We start from the raw sequence: 23,334 nt of genomic DNA on the forward strand, positions 1-23,334 counted from the left end.
AGGCCTTGTCAGGGGCCCTGTTTCACGTGAAACAGGACCCCTCGGCCGGTCACAGGACGCGTTTGAAGCCCACATGGGAGGCCTCGAAGCCGAGCCGCTCGTAGAAGCGGTGGGCGTCGGTGCGGGAGGCGTCCGAGGTCAGCTGGACGAGTTGGCAGCCCTGGCGCCGGGATTCGTCGACCGCCCACTCGACGAACCGTGTTCCCAGGCCGCTGCCACGCTCGTCGGCGTGGATGCGGACGGCCTCGATGATGGAGCGGGTGGCGCCCCTGCGGGAGAGCCCGGGCACGAGCGTGAGCTGGAGGGTTCCGACGACCCGCCCTTCCCGCTCGGCCACCATCAGCCGCTGGTTCGGATCGTGGCTCAGGCGGTCCAGGGCCGCCATGTAGGGGGTCAGGTCGTCGGGTGATTCACGCTGGGCGCCAAGGGGGTCGTCGGCGAGCAGGGCGACGATCGCCGGCACGTCGCCCGCGGTGGCGGGGCGTATTTCAAGATCTCCCATGGCGCTCACCCTATGGGGAGGGCACCGCCACCAGGGAGTGGTTGCCGTCGCTTGCGGATATAGCGCGCGTGCAAGTATTGTTGTGACGCGTAAAGCTCTACTGCAATCTTCTGGGAAGGTGGCTCCCCATGCCGCTCGCGCTCCTGGCCCTGGCGATCGGGGCCTTCGGAATCGGGACGACGGAATTCGTGATCATGGGCTTGCTGCCCGAGGTCGCGGCCGACTTCGGGGTCTCGATCCCCACCGCGGGCCTGCTCGTGACCGGCTACGCGCTCGGTGTCGTGGCCGGAGCGCCGCTGATGACCGTGGTCGGCACCAGGATCTCCCGCAAGCGGATGCTGATGCTGCTGATGGGCCTGTTCATCGCCGGGAACCTGCTCTCCGCGCTCGCCCCGGCCTTCTCCGTCATGCTGATCGGCCGGATCGTCGCCTCCCTCGCCCACGGAGCCTTCTTCGGCATCGGATCGGTCGTCGCGGCCGAGCTGGTCGCCCCGGACAAGAAGGCCGGCGCCATCGCGATGATGTTCACCGGCCTCACCGTCGCCAACGTCGTCGGTGTCCCGCTCGGCACCTTCGTCGGGCAGTCCATCGGCTGGCGCGTCACCTTCGGCATCGTCGCCGCCCTCGGGGTGATCGGCCTGGCCGGCATCGCCCGGCTCGTCCCCGACCTCCCCCGGCCGGAAGGCGTGCGGCTCCGTCATGAGCTGGCCGCCTTCAAGAACGCCCAGGTGCTGCTCGCGATGGCGATGACCGTGCTCGGATTCGGCGGCGTGTTCGCGGCCATCACCTACATCGCGCCGATGATGACCCACGTCGCTGGTTTCGCCGACGGATCGGTCACCTGGCTCCTGGTGCTCTTCGGGGTCGGCATGGTCGGCGGCAATCTCGTCGGCGGCCGGTTCGCCGACCGCGCGCTGATGCCTCTGCTGTACGTCTCCCTGGGCTCCCTGGCCGTCGTGCTGGCCCTGTTCACCCTCACCGCCCACCACAAGGTCCTGGCGGCCGTCACCGTCGCTCTCATCGGCGCCCTGGGCTTCGCCACCGTCCCGCCACTGCAGAAGCGCGTTCTCGACCAGGCCCACGGCGCTCCCACGCTGGCCTCGGCTGTGAACATCGGTGCCTTCAACCTCGGCAACGCGCTCGCCGCCTGGCTCGGCGGACTCGTCATCGCGGCCGGCCTCGGGTACACCGCCCCCAACTGGGTCGGCGCCGCCCTCGCCGCGGCAGCGCTGCTGCTGGCCTTCCTCTCGGCGGGCCTGGAGCGCCGGGACCGGAGGACCGATGCGGTGGTGGCCGGGTCCACGCCCGTCGAGAAGCGGGCCTTGGCCCACCGCTGACCAGGCGGCGCGAAGCAGCCTCCGCCCAACCCTGACCGAGCACGAACGCCGGTTCCCGAAAGCCCCGGGAACCGGCGTCGTCATGTCCGGGCAGCTCAGCCAGCCGCCACCGTGAGCGGGGCGAACCGCCGCTGCCAGTCCCCGGGCAGCTCGGGGATGCCGTAGGTCATCACCGCGTTGAAGGCGACCGACGAAAGACCCCGCTCCTTGGCCCAGGCCAGCAGCTCCTCGTGCCGTACGTCGATGTCGGTGCGCAGGGGGCGGTCGGTGTGCGCGGCGAGGGAGGCGATCAGTGACTGTGCGGTCCGGGTGTCACGGGCGATCAGCGGGCCGACGACATGGGTGTCCATGTTGGGCCAGGCGGCCGCGAATCCGGTGATCCGGCCGTCCTCCTCCGCCACCCGCAACTGATCGGCGAAGGCGGGCAGCCGGGTGAGCAGAGGCGTGCGGTCCGAACCGAAGACCTCTTCGTCGAGCCGGAGAATCGCGCTGAGGTCCTCGGCGGTGGCCGCGCGCGTCGAGACCTCCGGCTCAGGGCCCCGAGGTGTGAAACGGCCGCGCAGCATCTCCGCTCGGCCGGTGACCTTGAAGCCGAGCTCCTCGTAGAGCGGTCGGCCGTTCGGCGTCGCGTGCAGCGTCAGCGGGGTGGCGCCCTGGGCCGCGAGGACGTGCCGCATCAAATGGCGCCCGATGCCCCGGCGGGCGTGCTGTTCGGCGACCAGCACCATGCCGATGGCCGCCAGATCGGGGTGCCCGGGTCGGCCGTACTCGGTGACCACGCAGGCGCCGATGAGCCCGCCGTCGGGGTCGTCGATGCCGTAACCCTGGCCCGCGGTGAGGAGGAAGCCCCACTTGTGTTCCTCCCGGGGCCATCCCCGGTTCTCGGACAGGTCGGCGCAGGCGGCGAGATCGCGCGGCGTCAGCGGGCGGATGGGCAGAGCGGCGGGGGAAGGTGTCGACACGCAGGTCAGGCTGTCTGACCCGTGGCCTTGCCGTCCACCTGTTTCCAGGGAAACGTGCGAGCTTCCGGCCACGAGGTGGGCCGCGCGCCGGGCGCAGCTTGTTTCACGTGAAACATGGAGGAACACCCCGCGTCCGGCCTGTCGGACACCGCCCTGTTCGCAGCCGTACCGATCGCCGTGCGGGAACGTGTCGACCAGCGGCGAAGCCGTGACTTCTTTCAAGTGCCGGACGGGCCACACCCATTCACAGGGTTCCCGACGGGGGATGGGGGGACTTGTGTGCGGGGCGTCGGCCGGTAGGGTCGACTCCGGTTCGCATCCGGGACGCACTCCGGAATCATCTCGGACGACCCGTGCGAGCCGGGAACAGGGCAACGCAGCCTAACGGGACGGAGAGATCGAAGACCCGCAATTGCGCTTATGCGGCCGGGGTGTGCGCCCGCGGTGGGACGCTGCGGTGACAGGACTGCGGCCCATGTCACATTCTTCCCTTACTTGTCCGTACGAAGTATGCATACAGGTTTGAATGTGGCCGTACGGGCCAGGGGCACCGAACGGGGACAGCAAGCCGTCTGCGGGGGAAGCAAGCACCTTCCGGCGAAGGAGGTGCGCAGACCGACCGAAAGATGTTCGAGGCGAGGCACACACCATGGACGCTCCGGCCACCACGTCGGCCGACAACGGCACTTCCGGCGGCGGGAGCGGCTGGTTCACGCCGCACACCCAGCCGACGACGAGTCAGGGCAGTGAGCCGGAGCCGACCGAGGGCAACCGGCTGGCCGCGATGCGCCCGGTGGGCCGGCCCGGGGCAGGCGGCGAGGCGAACCCGGGAGCGCAACAGGACACTTCACCGTCCGCAGCACCTGAGGCAGCGCCCGCGGCACCTGAGGCCATAGCGCCCGAGATACCCCTCCAGCCCGGCGCCCCCACCCCGCCTCGGCCCGCCGAGGCCCGCGTTCCCGGTCAGCGTTCCGCCCCCGCGCGGCAGGCCTCCCCGGACGCCGTCCTCGTCCGCCGGACGATGGCCGAAGTCGGCCCCGTCGCCGACAAGGTGACCTCCTACTTCTACGCGCTGCTCTTCGTGCGCCACCCCGACCTGCGCTCCCTGTTCCCGGCCGCCATGGACACCCAGCGGGACCGCCTGCTCAAGGCGCTGCTGACGGCGGCCGAGCACATCGACAACACCGAGGTCCTGGTCGCGTATCTGCAGAACCTGGGCCGGGGCCACCGCAAGTACGGCACCCGGCCCGAGCACTACCCGGCCGTGGGCGAGTGCCTCATCGGCGCGCTGAGCAAGTACGCCTCCGCCGTCTGGGACGCGGAGACGGAGGCGGCCTGGGTGCGGACGTACACGACGATCTCGCAGGTGATGATCGACGCGGCCGCCGCGGACGAGCTGCGCGCCCCGGCCTGGTGGTACGCGGAGGTCGTCGCGCACGATCTGAGGACCCCGGACGTCGCGGTCGTCACCGTCCGCCCCGACCAGCCCTACCCCTTCCTCGCCGGGCAGTACACCAGCCTGGAGACACCCTGGTGGCCGCGGATCTGGCGGCACTACTCCTTCGCCTCGGCGCCCCGCTCCGACGGACTGCTGTCGTTCCACGTGAAGGCCGTCCCCGCGGGCTGGGTCTCCAACGCGCTGGTCCACCGGGCCCGGCCCGGCGACATCCTGCGGCTGGGCCCCCCGGCCGGCTCGATGACCGTGGACCACACCACCGACAGCGGACTGCTCTGTGTCGGTGGCGGCACCGGGATAGCCCCCATCAAGGCCCTGGTCGAGGACGTCGCCGAGCACGGCGAGCGGCGGCCGGTCGAGGTGTTCTACGGCGCCCGCAGCGACCACGACCTGTACGACATCGACACGATGCTCAGGCTCCAGCAGTCGCACCCGTGGCTGGAAGTGCGCCCCGTGGTGGACCGGCACGGGCTGATCCAGCTGCCGGACGCCATACGCGAGTTCGGGCCCTGGCATGAGTACGACGCCTATGTCTCGGGTCCGCCGGGGATGATCCGCACCGGTGTGGACGCCCTGCGGGACATCGGTGTCCCCTCGGACCGCATCCGCCACGACGCGCTGGAGGAACTGGTCACCGCGGGGAGCTGAGCTCAGCCCAGGTCCGGGGCGTGCATGGCCCGTACGCCCTCGATGTTGCCGTCGAGATAGTGCCGCAGCGACAACGGGACGAGGTGTACGGAGGCGATGCCGACGCGGGTGAAGGGCACCCGCACGATCTCGTACTCGCCGATCGGCTCGTCGACCTCCGGACCGTGCCGCAGGGACGTGTCCATCGACACCAGCCGGCAGACGAAGAAGTGCTGGACCTTCACCCCGGTCGTGCCTGCGTCCTCGCCGATGTGCTCGACGGTGTCGACGAAGCAGGGCACCACATCGATGATCTTGGCGCCGAGTTCCTCGTACACCTCGCGGTGCAGGGCGTCGACGACGGTCGTGTCCGTGGGCTCGACCCCGCCGCCGGGTGTGAGCCAGTAGGGATCCATGCCCGGCTTGGTGCGTTTGATCAGGATCAGGTCGTCACCGTCCAGCAGAACGGCGCGGGCGGTGCGCTTGACCACGGGTCGGACGGTCATGGGAGAAATGTGGCCCGGCTGGTTCCACGTGAAACATCGCCACGCGGCTCAGCACCAGGCGGAGGCCGCCTGCAGCAGCCACTCATGGGCGCGCGCGACGTGCGGCATTGCCAGCGTGCCGGTGCGGACCACCAGGAAGTACGTCCGCAGGGGCGGTACGGCGGGTTCGTGCAGGGCGACGACATCGCCGCGCTCCAGCGCGGGCGCGCCGAGGTAGCGGGGCAGCACCGCGAGGCCGGCGCCCGCGACCGCGCAGGCCAGGGCCGCCCGCAGGTCGGGGACGATGACGGTGCCGGGCGCGGCGGGGCGGGAGTCGAAGACGGAGGCCCAGTAGCGCGAGACGAAGGGCAGCGACTCGTGCACCTCGATCACCGGCACGTCCTCCAGCGCGCTCGCTCCGCCGCGGCCCGGTGTGCTGGTGCCGATCTTCTCCGCCCAACGGGGAGCGGCCAGCAGGACGTGCTCCTCGTCGCAGAGCGCAGTCGCGGTGAGCAGAGCGCCGCGCGGGCGGGCGGTGCAGATGGCCAGATCATGGTGTCCGGCGGCCAGCCCCTCCAGCGTCTCCTCGGCGTTTCCGAAGGAGGCCCGCAGCGCGAAGCCCTGGCCGTCGTCGCCGGTGAGCTCGGTCAGCGCGGGCAGGGCCCGTTCGGCGGTGAACTCGGGCGGTCCGGCGAGGTGCAGGGTGCGCAGGGAGGACTCGTCGTCGAGGCCGGTCTCGGTGATCTCGACCAGGGCGTCCAGGTGCGGCGCGGCCTTGTGCGCGAGTTCGTCGCCGATGCTCGTCGGGGTCACGCCGCGCGCCTGGCGGAGGAACAAGGGACGGCCCAGCTGCCGCTCCAGGGTGCGTATCTGGGAGGTCACGGCGGGCTGGGACAGCCCGAGCAGGGCGGCGGCGCGGGTGAAGGAGCCGGCCCGGTGCACGGTGACGAAGGTGCGCAACAAGGCCAGGTCCATGCCCCACCCTCCCCTTCTCAGCCCTCCTCAATCCCCCCGGCCGGGCCCAACTATAAATAAGTCGATAGGTCTCTGTCGCTACGGTGATTGGACACTGACACAGAGTCAACTAGCCTTGTTCGCGCGGTTCTTCGCGCGCAGAACCGAGGACGGTCCGAGCCACGAGGGGGGAGGCTCGGACCGTCCGCCGTACGGTGGCAGGCCCCGCCGAGGCGCTCAGCGCGCCGACTCCTCCAGCGCGCGCAGCACATCCGCCACCAGGTCCTCGGCGTCCTCGGCCCCCACCGACAGCCGGATGAATCCCTCCGGCACCGCGTCCCCGCCCCAGCGCCCGCGCCGCTCGGCCGTGGACCGCACCCCGCCGAAGCTGGTCGCCTCGTCCACGAGCCGCAGCGCGTCGAGAAACCGGTCGGCACGCGCACGCGTGGGCAGCGTGAAGGAGACCACGCACCCATAGCCCCGCATCTGCCGTGCGGCGGTCGGGTGGGCGGGGTCGGCCGGCAGTCCCGGGTAGCGCACCCCGAGCTCCTCGGGCCAGTCGCGCAGGGCCTGGGCGACCGCCAGGGCGGTGGTGTTCTGCCGGAGCACGCGCAACTGGAGTGTGGCGAGGGACCGGTGCGCCAGCCACGCTTCCATGGGTCCCGGCACCGCGCCGACGATCTTGCGCCAGCGGCGGACGGCGGTCATCGCCTCGCCGGCGCGTCCGCAGACGTAGCCGAGCAGGATGTCGCCGTGCCCGGTGAGCTGCTTGGTGCCGCTCGCCACCGAGAAGTCGGCGCCGAGCTCCAGCGGGCGCTGCCCGAGCGGCGTGGCGAGGGTGTTGTCGACGGCCACGAGGGCGCCACGCGCGTGTGCCGCCCCGACGAGGCGCCGGATGTCGCAGACGTCCAGGCCGGGATTGGAGGGCGTCTCCAGCCACAGCAGCCGGGCGCCGTCGAGGACGTCGAGCTGGGCGTCGCCGCCGGTCGGGGCGGTGCGCACCTCGATGCCGTACGCCGCCAGCTGGTCGCGCACCAGGGGCAGCGCCTGATAGCCGTCGCTGGGCAGCACGACCGCGTCCCCGGCGCGCAGCCGGGAGAACAGCACCGAGGAGACGGCGGCCATGCCCGAGGCGAACACCAGCGTCTCGACGCCGTCCTCGTCCGGTGCCTCCAGCTCCCCGATGGCCCGTTCCAGATGGGTCCAGGTGGGGTTCTCGTCGCGGCCGTAGGTGTACGGGCCGGTGGGGTCGCCCGGCAGATGGAAGTGCGCGGCGAACACGGGACCGGGCAGGGTCGGCTCGTGCTTGACCGGCTCGGGCAGTCCGGCGCGCACCGCGCGCGTGCCGTCGCCCGGGCCCCCGGCGGCCGCGCTCACGCCGCCCGCTCCCCGGCCTCCTGGCGCACCGCGTCCAGCAGACCGGCGCTCGCCGCCTCGACCATCGCCAGACATTCCTCGAAGCCCTCCGTGCCCCCGTAGTACGGGTCGGGTACGTCGAGGTCGTCGTGGGCGGTGGGGTCGTAGGAGCGCAGCAGTCGGACCTTCGCCGCGTCCCGCTCGGTGGGGGCCAGTCGGCGCAGTGCCCCGAGGTGGCTCTCGTCGAGCGCCACGACCAGATCCAGGCGGGCGAACCAGGACGCCCGGAACTGACGGGCGGTATGCGCGCTGTCGTAGCTGTGCTCCTCCAGGACCGCGGCCGTACGCGGGTCGGCCGGGTCGCCCTCGTGCCAGCCGCCCGTGCCGGCGCTGTCGACCTCGATCAGGCCGTCGAGCCCGGCCTCCGCCACCCGCGCGCGGAAGACGGACTCGGCCATCGGGGAGCGGCAGATGTTGCCGGTGCACACGAAGCAGACGCGGTAGGTCATCGGCGCTCAGTCCCCGTCGGGCAGGACGACGTTGAGCGCCCAGGAGACGATCGAGATGATCAGGCCGCCGAGGACGGCGGTCCAGAAGCCCTCGACATGGAAGCTCAGGTCGACGACGTCGGCGAGCCAGGAGGTCAGCAGCAGCATCAGCGCGTTGACGACCAGGGTGAACAGGCCGAGCGTGAGGATGAGCAGCGGCAGGCTCAGCAGCTTGACGACCGGCTTCACCAGGACGTTGACCAGGCCGAAGATCAGCGCGACCAGGAGCAGGGTGGCGGCCTTCTTGCCGGTGCTGCCGCCGGTGAGGGTGATCTTGTCCAGCAGCCATACGGCGACCGCCAGGGCACCCGCGTTGGCGATCGTCTTGACTAGGAAATTCTTCATGTGTCTGATCGTGGCAGACGGGATCGGCTGCGAGCAGTGTGACGAGGGCGGACTAGAGCGATGAAGGCATTCCGGCTGGATGAACTGGAGGCGGAGCGTGCCGCCAACGACGGCGCTTACCTGCAGTTTCTGCGTGAGCGGAACATGTCGGTCGGTCTGTACGCGCTCGACGCGGGTGATCACGATCCTCAGCAGCCGCACCAGCAGGACGAGGTCTACTTCGTCGTGAGCGGCCGCGCCGCGATCACGGTCGGCCTGGAGACCACCCAGGTGGCGCGCGGCAGCGTGGTCTACGTGCCGGCCGGGGTGGCGCACAAGTTTCACCACATCAGCGAGGATCTGCGGGTGCTGGTGGTGTTCTCTCCGCCCGAGAGCTGAGCGTCGCCCAAGTCGCCCTGGCTGAGGGTCCGTCGCCCGGATTCCCTAGGGGATCGATCAGGGGAGGACAGGGGGCGCGCGGCCCCCGCCGGAGCCCTCCGCGCCCCTAGCATCGAAGGCAGGCAAGACGAGACGGCCCGCCCGTACGGAGCGCGGGCCGTTCTACCGGCCCGGGCACAGCGACGGGCGGAGAGGTAAGGACGAGGGCGATGGGTGAGATCTTCGCGGGACTGCCGTGGTGGGTGAAGTGGATCGCGGTGCCGGCCATCGCCCTGGTGGTGTTCGGCGGGCTGATAGCGAACATCGTCGGCTTCGTCATCGGGCTGCTGTTCAAGCTGCTGGTCTTCGTGGCCCTGGTCGGCGGACTCATTTACGTCGTAAGGAAGTTCACGTCGAGTTCCTCCTCGCGGAGCGACTTCTGACGGGCGCGCGGGCAGCTGCCGAGCGGTAACCAGCAGCATCGGTTCCCTCGGCCGAGGGAAGTTTTCCGGGCAGGCCGTCTGCGAGCGGTGGCGGACGATTAGAGTCCGGAAATCGACGCGGGGACGACCCCGCGAGCGGCGTACACCCCCACCCGTGTTCCCCGCACGGGCTGCCCCCTCGCGCTTCGGGAGTGACCCATGGCCACGGTTGACACCGCACCCTCCGACAACCCCGCGGTCCGCGCACCCGACCGGATCCCTCTTCCCGGCGGCGCAGGCACCTGTGCCCGGCCCCCGGTGCAGCCGACACCGGAGGGCTCCGGGAACCCGCCCGACCCGGCGAGCGCCGCCCATTCCGCGACCCTCATCGGATCCGTCCAGCGGGCCATGCGCCTGCTGGAATCCGTCGCCGAGCACGAGCACGGCGCCCCCGCCAAGCAGCTGGCCCGGGAGAACGGCCTGGCGCTGCCCACCGCGTACCACCTGCTGCGCACCCTCGTCCACGAGGGTTATCTCCGCCGGGACAAGGGCCTGTTCTTCCTCGGGGAGGCGGCCGAGCGGCTGGGCACCAGCGGAGCCCAGCAGAAACGTCGCAGCTCGGTCGCCGACGCGCTCGCGCACTGGCGGGACGCCATCGGGGTGCCCGTGTACTACGCGATGTACCGGGAGGGCGAGATCGAGGTCATGTGCGTCTCGGACACCCCGGGCAACCCCGCGGTCGAGGAGTGGGCCGACTTCCGCGAGACCGGGCACGCGCACGCCATCGGGCAGTGTCTGCTGGCGCAGGTGGACGAGGCCACGCGCCGCGACCATCTGGAGCGCTATCCCGTGCAGCCCATCACCCCGTACACCGTGCGTGACGACCACACGCTGCTGCGCCGGCTGGACCGGATGGACCGGATGGAGCTGGTGACCGAGCGTCAGGAGTACGCGCTGGGCACGGTGTGCGCCGCGATCCCGATCACCGTCGGCACCACGGCGGCGACGATGGCCATCTCCCTCCCGGCCCACCAGGCCGACCGGCTGGTGGCCGCGGCCCGGCATTTGCAGAGCGAGATCGGACGCCATCTCGGGTCGCTGGCGATCTCTATCAGTATCTGAAAACTCACTCCTTGTGATCTCCCGTGTACGTTAAGCAAGATTCGTCAGTGTCAGGGAACCATTCCTGGCCACATCCACGGCAGATGACGGGGTAGGCGATGCACGAGTCCGTACAGGCAGAGGTCATGATGAGCTTCCTCGTCTCCGAGGAGCTCTCTTTCCGCATTCCGGTGGAGCTGCGGTACGAGACCGGCGATCCCTACGCTGTGCGGCTGACCTTCCATCTGCCCGGGGACGCGCCGGTGACCTGGGCATTCGGGCGGGAGCTGCTGATCGACGGGGTGGGCCGGGCGTGCGGCGAGGGCGATGTGCGGGTCGCTCCGGCCGACCCCGATGCGCTCGGCGATGTGCTGATCCGGCTTCAGGTGGGCGGTGACCACGCGCTGTTCCGTTCCTCCGCGGCGCCGCTCGTGGCGTTCCTCGACCGCACCGACAAGCTGGTGCCGTTGGGCCAGGAGGGTGCACTGTCCGATTTCGACGCCAGCCTCGACGAGGCGCTGGACCGCATCCTGGCGGAGGAGCAGAGCGCGGGCTGAGCGGTGCGGCAGGGTGGCGGGAAGTAGCCGTAACGCTTCACCAGGCGGCCTGGAGGTGTGCAGGAACGCTTCTGCTACAGACGGGGGCGGCTGGGCTTGGCTCAGCCGCCTCGAGTCGGCAGGGGTTCCCCTTCCCCCGCCGCCGGGGGCGCCGCCGCCCCCGCCGTCACCGCTTCCGCCGCTTCCCCCGCCCGCCTCGCGCCGGAGCCGGGCGGCCCTCGGACGTGACCGCTTCCCGCTCGGGGCGGTCGGACGCGACCATCAGGGCGGCCAGGGCCGTGGTGACCGGGACCGAGGCGACCAGGCCGATCGAGCCGACCAGGGTGCGCACGATCTCCTCCGCGACCAGCTCACTGTTGGCGACCGAGCCCACGCTGCTCTGCGCGATCGAGAAGAGCAGCAGCAGCGGCAGCGCGGCGCCCGCGTAGGCGAGGACGAGGGTGTTGACGACGGACGCGATGTGGTCGCGGCCGATCCGGATGCCGGCCCGGTACAGACCCCGCCAGCCCATCGTGGGGTTGGCCTCGTGCAGTTCCCAGACGGCCGAGGTCTGGGTGACCGTCACGTCGTCGAGGACACCGAGGGAGCCGATGATGATGCCGGCGAGCAGCAGACCGCTCATGTCGATCTCCGGGTACAGCCCGTGGATCAGACCGGTGTTGTCGTCCGTGTTGCCGGTGAGGGCGGCCCAGTCGATGAAGACCGAGCCGAGGACGCCGATCAGCAGCAGTGAGATCAGCGTCCCGAGCACCGCCACGGACGTACGGGCCGACAGGCCATGACACATGTAGAGGGCGATCAGCATGATGGCGCTCGACCCGACCACCGCCACGACCAGCGGGTTCGATCCCTGGAGGATGGCGGGCAGGATGAAGAGGGTCAGCACCAGGAAACTGATCGCGAGCGCGATCAGCGCCATGACCCCGCGCAGCCGGCCCACCACCACGACGGCCAGCGCGAAGAGCCCGGCGAGCACCGCCATCGGGATGCGGCGGTTGACGTCGGTGACCGAGTATTGCAGATCCTTCGGCGCCGAGGGCTCGTAGGCGACCACGACCTTCTCGTCCTCGTGCAGCTGCCGCGACTGGTCGGGCTGGACGACCTCGGTGAAGGTGCGGCCCTTGTCCTCACCGGTGTCGATGCGGATCGTCGCCTTCTTGCAGGTGCCGTCCTCCTGCTGCTGCGCCGAGGAGCCCTCGGCGGTGGAGGTGTCGCCGGTCGGGGGCACCCCGGAGGCGTTCACCGCGGAGCAGCTGATCTCCTCGACCTCGGTGACGGTGGCCTGCTGGGTCTCCCGGTCGAAGCCGACTCCCGTGCGCTCGTGCGAGGGCGCGCCACCCGGCCACAGCACCACCAGCCCGACGACGACCGCCGCGGCGAACGGGATGAGGATCGCCGCGATGACTTTGCGCAGATGCTTGGAGACCGGTGCCGCCGGTCCATGGGCATGGCTGTGCGAATGGCCGTTTCCGTGCCCGTGCCCGTCACCGCCGCCGGTGGATCCGGAACCGGGGCCGCGGGGCGGCTCGGGCGGGAACGGGGGTTCATGCGTCGTGGTCACCGACCGATCATCGCAAGAACGACAGGGGCCCCCTGTTCACCGCGCCCGAATTGACGCTAGCGTGGGGGCACCTTTGTACACGCGGGAGCTCGGAGCACCGGGCTGAGAGGGCGCTGACCTCCGTCCCAGCGATGTTTCACGTGGAACGTCACCTCACACAAGTGACGTTGCACACGGAACGTCGGCAGACGGAAGCCGCTGCGTCGACCGCCGAACCTGTTACCGGGTAATGCCGGCGTAGGGAGTAGGTCTCATGACCATCAAGGACGCACGCACGCCTGCCTCCACGCAGAACGCGACGAACGGCGCGAACGGTTCGTCGAGCGATGAGGGCGGGAAGTCCATCGGCTGGCACAAGGCGTACGTCGAGGGCTCGCGCCCCGATCTGCAGGTGCCGGTCCGTCAGGTGCACCTCACCAACGGCCAGTCCGTCACGCTGTACGACACCTCCGGCCCGTACACCGATCCGAACGTCGACACCGACGTCCGCCGGGGCCTCTCCCCCCTGAGGGAGAACTGGATCATCGGCCGCGGCGACACCGAGGAGTACGCGGGCCGTCCCGTCCGCCCCGAGGACGACGGGATCAAGCACACCTCGCCGCGCGGCGGACTGCGCAACCTCGACGCGGTCTTCCCCGGCCGCCCCCGCCAGCCGCGCCGCGGCCGGGACGGGCAGGCGGTCACGCAGCTCGCGTACGCCCGCCGGGGCGAGATCACGCCCGAGATGGAGTACGTGGCCATCCGGGAGAACGTGGCGCCCGAGGTGGTCCGGGAGGAGATCGCGGCGGGACGCGCGGTGCTGCCGGCCAACGTCAACCACCCGGAGATCGAGCCGATGATCATCGGCAAGCGGTTCCTGGTGAAGGTCAACGCCAATATCGGCAACTCCGCGGTGACGTCCTCCATCGAGGAGGAGGTCGAGAAGATGACCTGGGCGACCCGCTGGGGCGCCGACACGGTCATGGACCTGTCCACCGGCCGCAACATCCACACCACCCGCGAGTGGGTGCTGCGCAACTCCCCCGTCCCCATCGGCACGGTGCCGCTCTACCAGGCCCTGGAGAAGGTCGACGGCAAGGCCGAGGAACTGACCTGGGAGATCTACAAGGACACCGTCATCGAGCAGGCCGAGCAGGGCGTGGACTACATGACGGTCCACGCGGGCGTCCGCCTGCCGTACGTGCCGCTGACCGCCAACCGCAAGACCGGCATCGTCTCCCGCGGTGGCTCGATCATGGCCGCGTGGTGCCTCGCGCACCACAAGGAGAGCTTTCTCTATGAGAACTTCGAGGAGCTCTGCGAGATCCTCGCCGCCTACGACGTCACCTACTCGCTCGGCGACGGCCTGCGGCCCGGCTCGATCGCGGACGCCAACGACGAGGCGCAGTTCGCCGAGCTGCGGACGCTCGGGGAACTCAACCGGATCGCGAAGAGCCACAACGTCCAGACCATGATCGAGGGCCCGGGACACGTCCCGATGCACAAGATCAAGGAGAACATCGACCTTCAGCAGGAGATTTGCGAGGAGGCGCCGTTCTACACGCTCGGCCCGCTGACGACGGACGTCGCCCCGGCCTACGACCACATCACCTCCGGCATCGGCGCCGCGATGATCGCCTGGTGGGGCACGGCCATGCTCTGCTACGTCACGCCCAAGGAGCACCTGGGTCTGCCCAACCGGGACGACGTCAAGACCGGCGTCATCACCTACAAGATCGCCGCCCACGCCGCCGACCTCGCCAAGGGACACCCGGGTGCCCAGGACTGGGACGACGCGCTGTCCGACGCCCGCTTCGAGTTCCGGTGGGAGGACCAGTTCAACCTGGCCCTCGACCCGGACACGGCACGGGAGTTCCACGACGAGACCCTCCCGGCCGAGCCGGCCAAGACCGCCCACTTCTGCTCCATGTGCGGTCCGAAGTTCTGCTCGATGAAGATCTCCCAGGACATCCGCCGGCAGCACGGCAGCACGGCGGGGGAGATCGAGGACGGGATGGCCCAGAAGTCCAAGGAGTTCGCGGCGGCGGGCAATCGCGTGTATCTGCCGATCGCGGACTGAGGATCAGGAACGAGTCGGCGTCAGCCGAGGGCCGGCTGTTTCACGTGAAACAGCCGGCCTTTCCGCCGAGCGGCCGAGGCCCTTTCGGGGCTGCCGGATCAGTCGGCACACTGATCCCATGACAGCACTGAGCAAGGGCGCCAACCTTCCCGTAGACGCAGCGGCCGTGCGCGTGGAGCTGACCTGGTCCGGCGGGCCGGGCATCCCCGACGTGGACGCTTCGGCGCTGCTGCTCACCGCGGCGGGACGCGTGCGCGACGACGCCGACTTCATCTTCTACAACCAGCCGCATCACGCCTCGAAGGCCGTGAGCCACCTGGGCAAGCAGCAGCGGGCGGGCACCACCACCGACACCGTCGCGGTGGAGTTCGGTTCGCTGGAGCCGGTCATCGAGAAGATCGTGCTGTGCGCCTCGGCCGACGGCGGCACGTTCGGTCAGGTGCCGGGGCTGACGATGAGACTGGTCGACGAGCGGAGCGGGGCCGAGATCGCGCACTTCGTGATGGAGGCTGGGACGGAGACGGCCTTCATCGGCGGGGAGTTGTACCTCCGGCAGGGGAAGTGGAAGTTCCGGGCGGTGGGGCAGGGATACGCGTCCGGACTGGCCGGGTTGGCGACGGACTTCGGTATCACGGTCGACGAGGAGGAGACCGCCGTAGCGACGGCACCGCCCGCCGTGTCGGCACCGCCGCCCGTACCGGCGCCGCCCATGACGCCCGCCCCCGCCGCACCCCCTGCCACGCCCGCCGCCCCTCCCGCCTCCCCCAACCTCACCAAGGGCGAAGAGCGCCTGCCCGTGGACATGCGCAAGCGGCTGGACCTGCGTAAGCAGCAGGTCGCGGTCAGCCTCGAAAAGCACGGGGCGACCGGCATCACCGCTCGGGTCATCCTGGTGCTGGACGCCTCCGGGTCCATGTCGTTCCTGTACTCCGGGGGAGTCGTCGCGGACGTCGTGGAGCGGATGGCGGCCGTGGCCGCGCAGCTGGACGACGACGGTGAGATGCAGGCGTGGACGTTCGCCTCGAACCCGGCGCGGCTGCCCGACTTCCGGCTCGGGGAGCTGCCCGAGTGGACGCGGCTGCACGTCAGGTGCGGCGAGATGAGCCTCTTCGGCTCCAAGAAGCGCAAGAAGGGCCTGGACGACAGGCAGGTCGACATGCGTACGGTCGGCATCCAGAACGAGGAACAGAAGGTGATCGCGGAGGTCCGCGCCTATGTCCGGCAGAACCCGGCGCAGGCCCCCACCCTGGTGCTGTTCTTCTCCGACGGAGGCGTCTACCGCAACGCCCAGATCGAGAAGGAGCTGCGGGAAGCGGTCGAGGAGCCGATCTTCTGGCAGTTCGTGGGCCTCGGCAAGTCCGACTACGGGGTGCTGCAGCGCTTCGACACCCTGCCCGGCCGTCGCGTGGACAACGTCGGCTTCTTCGCCGTGGACGACATCAGCAAGGTCCCCGACCAGGAACTGTACGACCGGCTGCTGTCCGAGTTCCCGCAGTGGACGGTGGCCGCACGCGGCGCGGGCATCCTCTGATCCGCCGGACGCCGACGCCGTGGCCGACTCCCGAAGACCCGGCCCGCACCCTCCCCGGACATCCGGCTTGCGCTCCCCGCGACGGGGGCGCAAGCCGAGGGGCCGGAGTCACTCCGGCTGGTGCTCCGGACCCCCGAAATCCGGGCTGGTGTAGTCCGGGCTGCTGAAGCTCGGTCGAGGGCCTGTCGCAGTGCCCTCGCCGGGGCTGGAGAAGCCCGGACGGTCGTAGCCGAGGTTCGGCATGCGGCTGATCGGTGCCGTGGGTGCCGTGCGGTGCACGGCGGCGGTGCCGGGGTCGGCCAGCGCGTCCCGGAGGAACGGCAGGATGCCGCGCTCCAGCAGGGCTGCACGCCAGGCTTCCCTGGCCCGGGCCACTTCACTGCCCAGCTCTCCGTGCGGGCCGGTGTCGAGTGCCGGCCTGTTGCGCAGAGCGGTGAGCAGCAGCCCGACGGCGGCGACGAGGATCGCGGCCGCCGTCACGGCGCCGAACACCCACCCGGTGGTGAGCATGGTCTGGGCGAACGCCGGCTCGGGTTCGAGCATCCGCAGGATGTATCCGACGAGCAGGAAGAGCGCAGCGGCTATTCCGGCGAGGACGGGGGTGAGGACGGCCGCGACGGCGACGATGCCCGCGCCGGCGGTCTCGGCGGCGGCCTCTCCCATGGTGGTGGCGAGCCCCATCGCGCTCGGACCCGACTCGGTGGAGCCGGACTCGCGAACGGACGACGGGGTGGACGGCGCCGGCTGGCGCAGTTCCTCGCGCACCTTCACGTAGTGCTGGTACTCGGTCGCCGCGGCCGCCGTGATGATCGCGGAGGCGTTGAGCGCCATGGTGCGCAGCTGTTCGGAGTTGAGCCGCTGTCCGACAGCGGCCAGTTCCGGGCGGGTTGGTGCGGAGCGCAGCGCCTCATCGAGGATCCGCTCGTATTCCTGGCGGTCCTCACTGTGCAGGTGCTGCGGAACGCTGTTCATGTGCATCCCCCGATGCTCCGTAGGGCTTGGGGCTCGCATGGCGACGAGCCGTCGGGCAGAAACGGAGGGGAGCCTGCTACGGATAAGCCGATGGTAGAGCGGTGACGGCACACGGTGACAGGGGGTTTCCAGAAATTGGCCCCTGGCCTGCGTGCTCTCCGGTGGTTCCGGTCCGGGGGACACCTGCCCCCGGAATGCTCAGATATCCAGGGGAAGTTGCTGGACCAGCAGCTTTCCGGCCATGGTCACTCCGCCGTCCATCGCGATGGCCAGACCGTCGGCGTAGAGGTGCGGCCCCTCGACCAGCGGACCGCCGCCGTTCTCGCTGTCCTCGGAGCCGACTTCGCCCAGCAGATAGGGGATCGGGCTGTGGCCGTGAACGATGCGGGTGCCGCCGTACGTATCGAGCAGGGTGCGTACGGCGTCGGAGCCGCCCTCGTCGCGGAAGGAGAAGCGCTTGGTGAACTTGCGGAACAGGTCCCAGCACTCGTCCGCGTCGTTGCGGGTCAGCGTCTCGCGGACGGTGTCGTTGACCTCTTCGATGGAGCGGCCGTAGTCGAGGTAGGCGGTGGTGTCGGAGTGGACGAGCAGATGACCGTCGACCTCCTCCATGGCGTCCAGCCGGGCCATCCACTGCAGGTGGTGGTCCTGGAGGCGGTCCATGTCGGTCTTCTGGCCGCCGTTGAGCAGCCAGGCCGCCTGGAAGGTGGCGGTGCCCGCGCCGGAGTTGACGGGGGTGTCGGAGAACCGCTTGGCGCCGATCAGCAGCAGTTCGTGGTTGCCCATCAGGGCCTTGCAGTAGCCGCCGGCCGCCGCGGCCTCGGCGGACAGCCGCATGACGAGGTCGATGACACCGATGCCGTCCGGGCCGCGGTCGGTGAAGTCACCGAGGAACCACAGCCGGGCGGTGCCCGCGCACCAGTTGCCCGCGGAGTCGATCAGGCCCTTCTCCTGCAGCGCGGCCACCAGTTCGTCGAGGTAACCGTGCACATCCCCCACGACGAACAGCGGACCGGGGCCGCCCGACTGCTGCGGAACCGCCGCCGCCACCGGTTCGACGGTCACCTGAAGCGTGTCACCGCGGTTGATGACGGGCAGGTCGCGCTGGGTCGGGGTGTACCCCTCCGGGTACGCCTCCGCCGCGGGAGGCGTGACATCGCCCGGATGCGTGTTGTGGACGTACGGGCCGGTCTCGTGGATGTACGCAGGCACCCGGAAGTCGCGCAACGTCGCCGTCCGCTCCACCTCGGGTCCCTGACCGGCCCCCTGAGTCATCAGACCCCTCCACCATCGCGCCGCATCTGCACCGCATCGGACTGCCTGGTCGCAGCGGCCCGCGGTGTCGTGGGCCCATCATAGGAATGCCGATCGCGCCATGTGATGACCCAGGGGTGGTGAATCAGAACAGGGCTCCGGTTCACCGCGGCTTTCGCCCCGATTGGGCAGGGCTTCTACCGCCTGGTCTCCGGCCGGTTGCTACTGCTCCTCGGGCGACCGGGGCGGGCTGACGGTCGTACGCGGCGGACGTCGCTGGGAAGAGGTACGGACGATCAGCTCGGTCGGTATCACCTGCTCGACCGGTTGGTCCGATTCGACCCCCTCGATCGCGTCGATGAGCAGCTGCACCACGGCCGTGCCGATCCGGCGGGGCTTCAACGAGAGCGTGGTGATGGGGGGCTCGGTGCTGGCGTACACCGTGGACTCGCTGCAACAGACCAGAAGCAGGTCGTCCGGTACCCGCAGCCCGTAGCGGCGGGCGGCGGCGAGCAGATCGGTGCCGTTCGGGTCGAACAGGCCGTAGACGGCGTCGGGACGGTCGGGGCGGGCCAGCAGCCGGTCGGCGGCCACGGCGCCCGCACACGGGTCGTGGGCGGGGTAGGCCTCGTAGACGGGGTCCTGGCCGACGCGTTCGCACCAGCGGAGGTAGGCGGTGGTGGACAGATGGGTGTACGTGTCCGTCGTCGTCCCGGTCAGCAGGCCGATGCGGCGGGCGCCGGCGTCGGCCAGATGGTCCAGGATGCCGAGAACGGCGGCCTCGTGGTCGTTGTCGACCCACGCGGTGACCGGGAGCGAGCCGGCCGGGCGGCCGTCGGAGACGACCGGCAGGCCCTGCCGGACCAGCTCACTGACGACCGGGTCCTGGTCGGACGGGTCGATGACGACCGTGCCGTCCAGGGCGACGTTCGACCACACGTCGTGGCGGGAGGTCGCGGGGAGGATGACCAGGGCGTAGCCGCGGGCGAGCGCGGCCGAGGTGGCGGCTCTCGCCATCTCGGCGAAGTAGGCGAACTCGGTGAAGGTGAAAGGTTCATCCCCGTACGTCGTCACGGTCAGGCCGATGAGCCCCGACTTACCGGTACGGAGGGTTCTGGCCGCGGCGGACGGGCGGTAGCCCAGCCGGTCGGCGACCTCGCGGACGTGGCGTCGGGTGGCGTCGGGGAGCCGCCCCTTGCCGTTGAGGGCGTCGGAGACGGTCGTGATGGAGACTCCGGCGGCGGCGGCGACGTCTCTGATGCCTGCCCGGCCCGGCCGGTTGCCCCGGCGGGCGGTCTCCGCTCGGCTCACCTGGTGCTTCCCTGCTGCTGTCATGGCGAGCCGATAGTAGGGCTCATGCGGTGGGGTAGTGCGGACGCATATGCAGCGGTTGACAGGCACGTTTCTGCATGGTCATACGGCGTCAAGGCCCTTGCAATGCAAGGGAGTTGAGCGCTCCCATGGCAATACGTAACTTGTCGGCGTGCGCACACCTGCCAACTTCCCGATGTTTCGAAGAGGTCTCAACTCACCTTCACGAGGGATGCGCGCCACGGCGCGAGCCACCGGCGCATAGATATATGTGTGACGCGCCCCCCAATTCGTACGGCTTCGCGTGTGATGCACCTGATGCCGGTGTGACGGAGGAGGTCTGTTCTCACCTGTACGCAGCCGAGCCGAATCCTCATAAGGTGAGAAGCATTGGAAGCCGGTGGTGACGATGGGCCGCCGGTGGTCGCGAGGAGGACTGCGGTGAGCGAGACGAGCCCCAAGCTGCGCGCCGAGCTGGAGGGTATCCCCACCTACAAGCCGGGCAAGCCCGCGGCGGCCGGTGGTCCGGTGGCCTACAAGCTGTCCTCCAACGAGAACCCCTATCCGCCGCTGCCCGGGGTGATGGAGAGCGTGACGGCCGCGGCCGGCGCCTTCAACCGCTACCCGGACATGGCGTGCACGGGGCTGATGAACGAGCTCTCCGAGCGCTTCGGGGTCCCGCTCTCCCACCTGTCCACCGGCACCGGCTCGGTCGGCGTCGCCCAGCAGCTGATCCAGGCCACCTCGGGCCCCGGCGACGAGGTCATCTACGCCTGGCGGTCCTTCGAGGCGTACCCGATCATCACGCAGGTCAGCGGGGCGACCTCGGTACGGGTGCCGCTGACGCCCGGCGATGTGCACGACCTGGACGCGATGGCCGAGGCCATCACCGAGCGGACCCGGCTGATCTTCGTCTGCAACCCCAACAACCCCACCGGCACGGTCGTGAAGCGGCCCGAGCTGGAGCGGTTCCTGGACCGGGTGCCCGGTGACGTGCTGGTGGTGCTGGACGAGGCCTACCGGGAGTTCATCCGCGACCCCGAGGTGCCGGACGGCGTGGAGATCTACCGGGACCGGCCCAACGTCTGCGTCCTGCGCACCTTCTCCAAGGCGTACGGCCTCGCCGGGCTCCGGGTCGGCTTCGCCATCGCCCACGAGCCGGTGGCGGCGGCGCTGCGCAAGACCGCGGTGCCCTTCGGGGTGAGCCAGCTCGCGCAGGACGCGGCGGTGGCCTCGCTGCGGGCCGAGGACGAACTGCTCGGCCGGGTCGGCTCGCTGGTCTGTGAGCGCATCCGCGTGGTCGACGCGCTGCGCGCCCAGGGCTGGACGGTGCCCGAGACCCAGGCCAACTTCGTGTGGCTGCGGCTGGGGGAGCGCACGGTCGACTTCGCGGCGGCGTGCGAGCAGCACGGCGTGGTGATCCGGCCGTTCCCCGGCGAGGGTGTGCGGGTGACGATCGGGGAGACGGAAGCGAACGACATCTTCCTGAAGACGGCGGAAGGGTTCCGCAAGGAGCTCTAGGCGTCGGCCGGTTCGGCCTGCTCCACGCGCACGGGGTCTCCGTTGCGCACCGTCGAGAGCAGACGGGGGTCGCCGTCGAGGCGGCCGAGGACATTGCACGGACTCGCGAGGCGGCACTCGTCGCCTCGCGAGATCGGCGTGGGGCCGTAGGGGAGGGCGAGCGCGTCCCCGTCGGTCCAGAAAGCCACCGTGCCCGGCTCGACGACCTGCCGGGCACCGGTTTCACGTGAAACCGAGACTCCGGTGTCGAAGTAGACCTCCTCGCCCCACGTGTGGGCGGTCGAGACGAGCGGCAGGGCCTTGGCGAGGGCCTGGGTGGTCGGGGTGTCGTCGAGGGTCGCGGTGAGGTGTCCCGCGGGCCAGGAGATCCGTATCTGCATGGCGAGCAATTCAACAAGATGTTGAATTCGCTGCCAAGACCCTGACGCGAAGGCGTTAAGGGGACCCCCCTTTCCGTGGCGAAAATCAGTGCGTCATAATTGCTTGTGAATGTGAACGCGTTCACAAGCGTGTCCGGGTTCATCCGGTGATGAGCGGGACACAAGGGGCAAACCCGCCGCTGGACCTCGGCGACGTAAGGAGACTGACGACGTGGACCTCGCTTTGGCGCCGGAGACTCTGGCGCGATGGCAGTTCGGCATCACCACCGTCTACCACTTCCTGTTCGTCCCTCTGACGATCTCGCTGGCGGCCCTGACGGCCGGGCTGCAGACCGCCTGGGTGCGCACGGAGAAGGAGAAGTACCTCAGGGCCACCAAGTTCTGGGGGAAGCTCTTCCTGATCAACATCGCGATGGGTGTCGTCACCGGCATCGTGCAAGAGTTCCAGTTCGGCATGAACTGGTCGGACTACTCGCGCTTCGTCGGCGATGTCTTCGGCGCCCCGCTCGCCTTCGAGGCGCTGATCGCGTTCTTCTTCGAGTCCACCTTCATCGGCCTGTGGATCTTCGGCTGGGACAAGCTGCCGAAGCGGATCCACCTGGCCTGCATATGGATGGTCTCGATCGGCACGCTGCTGTCGGCGTACTTCATCCTCGCGGCCAACTCGTGGATGCAGCACCCCGTCGGCTACCGGATCAACGAGGAGAAGGGCCGCGCCGAGCTCACCGACTTCTGGCTGGTCCTCACCCAGAACACCACGCTCAACCAGGTCTTCCACAGCTTCTCGGCGGCGTTCCTGACGGGCGGCGCCTTCATGGTGGGCATCGCCGCCTTCCACCTGCTGCGCAAGAAGCACATCCCGGTGATGCGGACCTCGCTCCGCCTCGGCCTCGTCACCCTGGCGGTCGGCGGCCTGTTCACCGCGATCAGCGGCGACACCCTCGGCAAGGTCATGTACGAGCAGCAGCCGATGAAGATGGCCGCCGCCGAGGCCCTGTGGGACGGCGAGCAGCCGGCACCCTTCTCCGTGTTCGCCTACGGAGACGTCGACGAGGGGCACAACAAGGTGGCCCTGGAGATACCCGGGCTGCTGTCCTTCCTCGCCCACAGCGACTTCGAGTCGTACGTCCCCGGCATCAACGACACCAACAAGGCCCTCCAGGAGGAGTTCGGCCCCGGCGACTACAAGCCCATCGTGCCCGTCGCCTACTGGGGCTTCCGCTGGATGATCGGCTTCGGCATGGCGTCCTTCTCGCTCGGCCTGCTGGGCCTGTGGCTGACCCGGAAGAAGTTCCTGCTGCCGGCCGCCTGGCGGACCGGGGAGGACGAGGTGCCGCATCTGGTGCTGCTGAAGAAGCCGCTCGGCGCCAGGCTCACCAGGCTGTACTGGCTGCTGGCCCTGTGGACCATGGGCTTCCCGCTGATCGCCAACTCCTGGGGCTGGATCTTCACCGAGATGGGCCGCCAGCCGTGGGTCGTCTACGGCGTGATGCAGACCCGGGACGCGGTCTCCCCCGGCGTCTCGCAGGCCGAGGTCATCACCTCGATGATCGTCTTCACGACGCTCTACGCCGTCCTCGCCGTGATCGAGGTCAGGCTGCTCGCGAAGTACGTCAAGGCCGGCCCGCCCGAGCTCACCGAGGCCGACCTCAACCCGCCCACGAAGATCGGCGGCGACATCCGTGACGCCGACAAGCCGATGGCCTTCTCGTACTAGGCCGAGGGAGCTGCACAGT

22 protein-coding genes and 1 riboswitch are annotated in these 23,334 nt (G+C 69.9%); of the genes, 10 read left to right on the forward strand and 12 right to left on the reverse strand.

Going from position 1 to position 23,334, the window contains the following annotated elements; translation table 11 throughout:
- Nucleotides 1-49: 49 nt before the first annotated feature.
- Nucleotides 50-502 (reverse strand): GNAT family N-acetyltransferase, encoded by a 453-nt coding sequence (locus M8H82_RS14100; RefSeq protein ID WP_250073682.1) that lies wholly within the window; start codon nucleotides 500-502, stop codon nucleotides 50-52.
- Between the two features lie 128 nt (nucleotides 503-630).
- Between M8H82_RS14100 and M8H82_RS14105 the strand changes: the two genes are divergently transcribed.
- Nucleotides 631-1,839: an MFS transporter gene (locus M8H82_RS14105; protein WP_250073685.1), complete on the forward strand. Its 1,209-nt coding sequence runs from the start codon at nucleotides 631-633 to the stop codon at nucleotides 1,837-1,839.
- Between the two features lie 95 nt (nucleotides 1,840-1,934).
- On the opposite strand, the gene M8H82_RS14110 is transcribed toward M8H82_RS14105, so the two are convergent.
- Complete coding sequence (locus M8H82_RS14110; RefSeq protein ID WP_250073687.1) at nucleotides 1,935-2,801, reverse strand: GNAT family N-acetyltransferase; 867 nt, start codon at nucleotides 2,799-2,801, stop codon at nucleotides 1,935-1,937.
- Nucleotides 2,802-3,450: 649 nt separating this feature from the next.
- On the opposite strand from M8H82_RS14110, the gene M8H82_RS14115 reads away from it, so the two are divergent.
- Nucleotides 3,451-4,905, forward strand: a complete 1,455-nt coding sequence (locus M8H82_RS14115; RefSeq protein ID WP_250073688.1) for a globin domain-containing protein — start codon at nucleotides 3,451-3,453, stop codon at nucleotides 4,903-4,905.
- Between the two features lie 2 nt (nucleotides 4,906-4,907).
- On the opposite strand, the gene M8H82_RS14120 is transcribed toward M8H82_RS14115, so the two are convergent.
- The 5 genes from M8H82_RS14120 to M8H82_RS14140 all read right to left on the reverse strand — a co-directional run bounded on the left by M8H82_RS14120 (nucleotide 4,908) and on the right by M8H82_RS14140 (nucleotide 8,572).
- Entirely contained in the window at nucleotides 4,908-5,390 is a 483-nt protein-coding gene (locus M8H82_RS14120; protein ID WP_250073690.1) for an NUDIX domain-containing protein, read from the reverse strand.
- 48 nt (nucleotides 5,391-5,438) lie between these two features.
- Nucleotides 5,439-6,344 (reverse strand): LysR family transcriptional regulator, encoded by a 906-nt coding sequence (locus M8H82_RS14125; protein ID WP_250073692.1) that lies wholly within the window; start codon nucleotides 6,342-6,344, stop codon nucleotides 5,439-5,441.
- Between the two features lie 216 nt (nucleotides 6,345-6,560).
- A complete protein-coding gene (locus M8H82_RS14130; RefSeq protein WP_250073694.1) occupies nucleotides 6,561-7,775 on the reverse strand; it encodes a cystathionine gamma-lyase in 1,215 nt (404 codons plus the stop codon).
- Nucleotides 7,697-8,188, reverse strand: a complete 492-nt coding sequence (locus tag M8H82_RS14135) for a low molecular weight protein-tyrosine-phosphatase (RefSeq protein ID WP_250073697.1) — start codon at nucleotides 8,186-8,188, stop codon at nucleotides 7,697-7,699. The genes M8H82_RS14130 and M8H82_RS14135 overlap by 79 nt, the downstream gene beginning before the upstream one ends.
- A 6-nt stretch (nucleotides 8,189-8,194) precedes the next feature.
- Entirely contained in the window at nucleotides 8,195-8,572 is a 378-nt protein-coding gene (locus M8H82_RS14140; RefSeq protein ID WP_250073699.1) for a phage holin family protein, read from the reverse strand.
- Nucleotides 8,573-8,632: 60 nt separating this feature from the next.
- Between M8H82_RS14140 and M8H82_RS14145 the strand changes: the two genes are divergently transcribed.
- From M8H82_RS14145 to M8H82_RS14160, 4 genes are all read left to right on the forward strand, one after another.
- Complete coding sequence (locus M8H82_RS14145) at nucleotides 8,633-8,950, forward strand: cupin domain-containing protein (protein WP_250073700.1); 318 nt, start codon at nucleotides 8,633-8,635, stop codon at nucleotides 8,948-8,950.
- 209 nt (nucleotides 8,951-9,159) lie between these two features.
- Entirely contained in the window at nucleotides 9,160-9,372 is a 213-nt protein-coding gene (locus tag M8H82_RS14150) for a DUF5326 family protein (RefSeq protein WP_250073703.1), read from the forward strand.
- A gap of 198 nt (nucleotides 9,373-9,570) precedes the next feature.
- Nucleotides 9,571-10,473, forward strand: coding sequence for an IclR family transcriptional regulator C-terminal domain-containing protein (locus M8H82_RS14155; RefSeq protein ID WP_284048862.1), 903 nt, complete (start codon nucleotides 9,571-9,573; stop codon nucleotides 10,471-10,473).
- 98 nt (nucleotides 10,474-10,571) lie between these two features.
- A complete protein-coding gene (locus M8H82_RS14160) occupies nucleotides 10,572-11,009 on the forward strand; it encodes an SsgA family sporulation/cell division regulator (RefSeq protein ID WP_250073705.1) in 438 nt (145 codons plus the stop codon).
- A 166-nt stretch (nucleotides 11,010-11,175) separates the two neighbouring features.
- Here M8H82_RS14160 and M8H82_RS14165 read toward each other — a convergent pair whose 3' ends face one another.
- Nucleotides 11,176-12,570, reverse strand: a complete 1,395-nt coding sequence (locus tag M8H82_RS14165; protein ID WP_250073707.1) for a YibE/F family protein — start codon at nucleotides 12,568-12,570, stop codon at nucleotides 11,176-11,178.
- 71 nt (nucleotides 12,571-12,641) lie between these two features.
- A riboswitch (TPP riboswitch) is annotated at nucleotides 12,642-12,831 on the forward strand.
- Between M8H82_RS14165 and thiC the strand changes: the two genes are divergently transcribed.
- Nucleotides 12,824-14,629 (forward strand): phosphomethylpyrimidine synthase ThiC, encoded by a 1,806-nt coding sequence (gene thiC, locus M8H82_RS14170; protein ID WP_250073708.1) that lies wholly within the window; start codon nucleotides 12,824-12,826, stop codon nucleotides 14,627-14,629. It overlaps the preceding riboswitch by 8 nt.
- 118 nt (nucleotides 14,630-14,747) lie before the next feature.
- On the forward strand, nucleotides 14,748-16,160 hold the full coding sequence (locus M8H82_RS14175) for a VWA domain-containing protein (RefSeq protein ID WP_250073710.1): 1,413 nt from the start codon (nucleotides 14,748-14,750) through the stop codon (nucleotides 16,158-16,160).
- Between the two features lie 108 nt (nucleotides 16,161-16,268).
- Here M8H82_RS14175 and M8H82_RS14180 read toward each other — a convergent pair whose 3' ends face one another.
- The 3 genes from M8H82_RS14180 to M8H82_RS14190 all read right to left on the reverse strand — a co-directional run bounded on the left by M8H82_RS14180 (nucleotide 16,269) and on the right by M8H82_RS14190 (nucleotide 19,721).
- The gene (locus M8H82_RS14180; RefSeq protein WP_250073712.1) at nucleotides 16,269-17,138 is read right to left on the reverse strand and encodes a hypothetical protein; all 870 of its coding nucleotides are present in this window, start codon (nucleotides 17,136-17,138) and stop codon (nucleotides 16,269-16,271) included.
- 192 nt (nucleotides 17,139-17,330) lie between these two features.
- The gene (locus M8H82_RS14185) at nucleotides 17,331-18,407 is read right to left on the reverse strand and encodes a metallophosphoesterase (protein WP_250073713.1); all 1,077 of its coding nucleotides are present in this window, start codon (nucleotides 18,405-18,407) and stop codon (nucleotides 17,331-17,333) included.
- A gap of 201 nt (nucleotides 18,408-18,608) precedes the next feature.
- Nucleotides 18,609-19,721, reverse strand: coding sequence for a LacI family DNA-binding transcriptional regulator (locus M8H82_RS14190; protein WP_250073715.1), 1,113 nt, complete (start codon nucleotides 19,719-19,721; stop codon nucleotides 18,609-18,611).
- Between the two features lie 417 nt (nucleotides 19,722-20,138).
- On the opposite strand from M8H82_RS14190, the gene hisC reads away from it, so the two are divergent.
- Nucleotides 20,139-21,218, forward strand: coding sequence for a histidinol-phosphate transaminase (hisC, locus tag M8H82_RS14195; protein ID WP_250073717.1), 1,080 nt, complete (start codon nucleotides 20,139-20,141; stop codon nucleotides 21,216-21,218).
- Here the strand turns inward: hisC and M8H82_RS14200 are convergent.
- The gene (locus M8H82_RS14200) at nucleotides 21,215-21,598 is read right to left on the reverse strand and encodes a cyclophilin-like fold protein (RefSeq protein ID WP_250073719.1); all 384 of its coding nucleotides are present in this window, start codon (nucleotides 21,596-21,598) and stop codon (nucleotides 21,215-21,217) included. The genes hisC and M8H82_RS14200 overlap by 4 nt on opposite strands.
- A gap of 211 nt (nucleotides 21,599-21,809) precedes the next feature.
- Here M8H82_RS14200 and M8H82_RS14205 point away from each other — a divergent pair, with 211 nt between their 5' ends.
- Nucleotides 21,810-23,315, forward strand: a complete 1,506-nt coding sequence (locus M8H82_RS14205; protein WP_250073723.1) for a cytochrome ubiquinol oxidase subunit I — start codon at nucleotides 21,810-21,812, stop codon at nucleotides 23,313-23,315.
- The last annotated feature ends 19 nt before the right edge of the window (nucleotides 23,316-23,334 follow it).

It is taken from the genome of Streptomyces sp. YS415 (assembly GCF_023544665.1).
Classification (GTDB): domain Bacteria; phylum Actinomycetota; class Actinomycetes; order Streptomycetales; family Streptomycetaceae; genus Streptomyces.

Bases quoted from the DNA above. Each gene is read 5' to 3' on its own strand.
- M8H82_RS14145 (WP_250073700.1), top strand. From the start codon at position 8,633: ATGAAGGCATTCCGGCTGGATGAACTGGAGGCGGAGCGTGCCGCCAAC.
- M8H82_RS14155 (WP_284048862.1), top strand. From the start codon at position 9,571: ATGGCCACGGTTGACACCGCACCCTCCGACAACCCCGCGGTCCGCGCA.
- M8H82_RS14100 (WP_250073682.1), bottom strand. From the start codon at position 502: ATGGGAGATCTTGAAATACGCCCCGCCACCGCGGGCGACGTGCCGGCG.
- M8H82_RS14140 (WP_250073699.1), bottom strand. From the start codon at position 8,572: ATGAAGAATTTCCTAGTCAAGACGATCGCCAACGCGGGTGCCCTGGCG.
- M8H82_RS14150 (WP_250073703.1), top strand. From the start codon at position 9,160: ATGGGTGAGATCTTCGCGGGACTGCCGTGGTGGGTGAAGTGGATCGCG.
- M8H82_RS14185 (WP_250073713.1), bottom strand. From the start codon at position 18,407: ATGACTCAGGGGGCCGGTCAGGGACCCGAGGTGGAGCGGACGGCGACG.
- M8H82_RS14160 (WP_250073705.1), top strand. From the start codon at position 10,572: ATGCACGAGTCCGTACAGGCAGAGGTCATGATGAGCTTCCTCGTCTCC.
- M8H82_RS14135 (WP_250073697.1), bottom strand. From the start codon at position 8,188: ATGACCTACCGCGTCTGCTTCGTGTGCACCGGCAACATCTGCCGCTCC.
- M8H82_RS14190 (WP_250073715.1), bottom strand. From the start codon at position 19,721: ATGACAGCAGCAGGGAAGCACCAGGTGAGCCGAGCGGAGACCGCCCGC.
- M8H82_RS14130 (WP_250073694.1), bottom strand. From the start codon at position 7,775: ATGTCTGGCGATGGTCGAGGCGGCGAGCGCCGGTCTGCTGGACGCGGT.
- M8H82_RS14180 (WP_250073712.1), bottom strand. From the start codon at position 17,138: ATGCACATGAACAGCGTTCCGCAGCACCTGCACAGTGAGGACCGCCAG.
- M8H82_RS14115 (WP_250073688.1), top strand. From the start codon at position 3,451: ATGGACGCTCCGGCCACCACGTCGGCCGACAACGGCACTTCCGGCGGC.
- M8H82_RS14200 (WP_250073719.1), bottom strand. From the start codon at position 21,598: ATGCAGATACGGATCTCCTGGCCCGCGGGACACCTCACCGCGACCCTC.
- M8H82_RS14175 (WP_250073710.1), top strand. From the start codon at position 14,748: ATGACAGCACTGAGCAAGGGCGCCAACCTTCCCGTAGACGCAGCGGCC.
- M8H82_RS14120 (WP_250073690.1), bottom strand. From the start codon at position 5,390: ATGACCGTCCGACCCGTGGTCAAGCGCACCGCCCGCGCCGTTCTGCTG.
- M8H82_RS14125 (WP_250073692.1), bottom strand. From the start codon at position 6,344: ATGGACCTGGCCTTGTTGCGCACCTTCGTCACCGTGCACCGGGCCGGC.
- thiC (WP_250073708.1), top strand. From the start codon at position 12,824: ATGACCATCAAGGACGCACGCACGCCTGCCTCCACGCAGAACGCGACG.
- M8H82_RS14105 (WP_250073685.1), top strand. From the start codon at position 631: ATGCCGCTCGCGCTCCTGGCCCTGGCGATCGGGGCCTTCGGAATCGGG.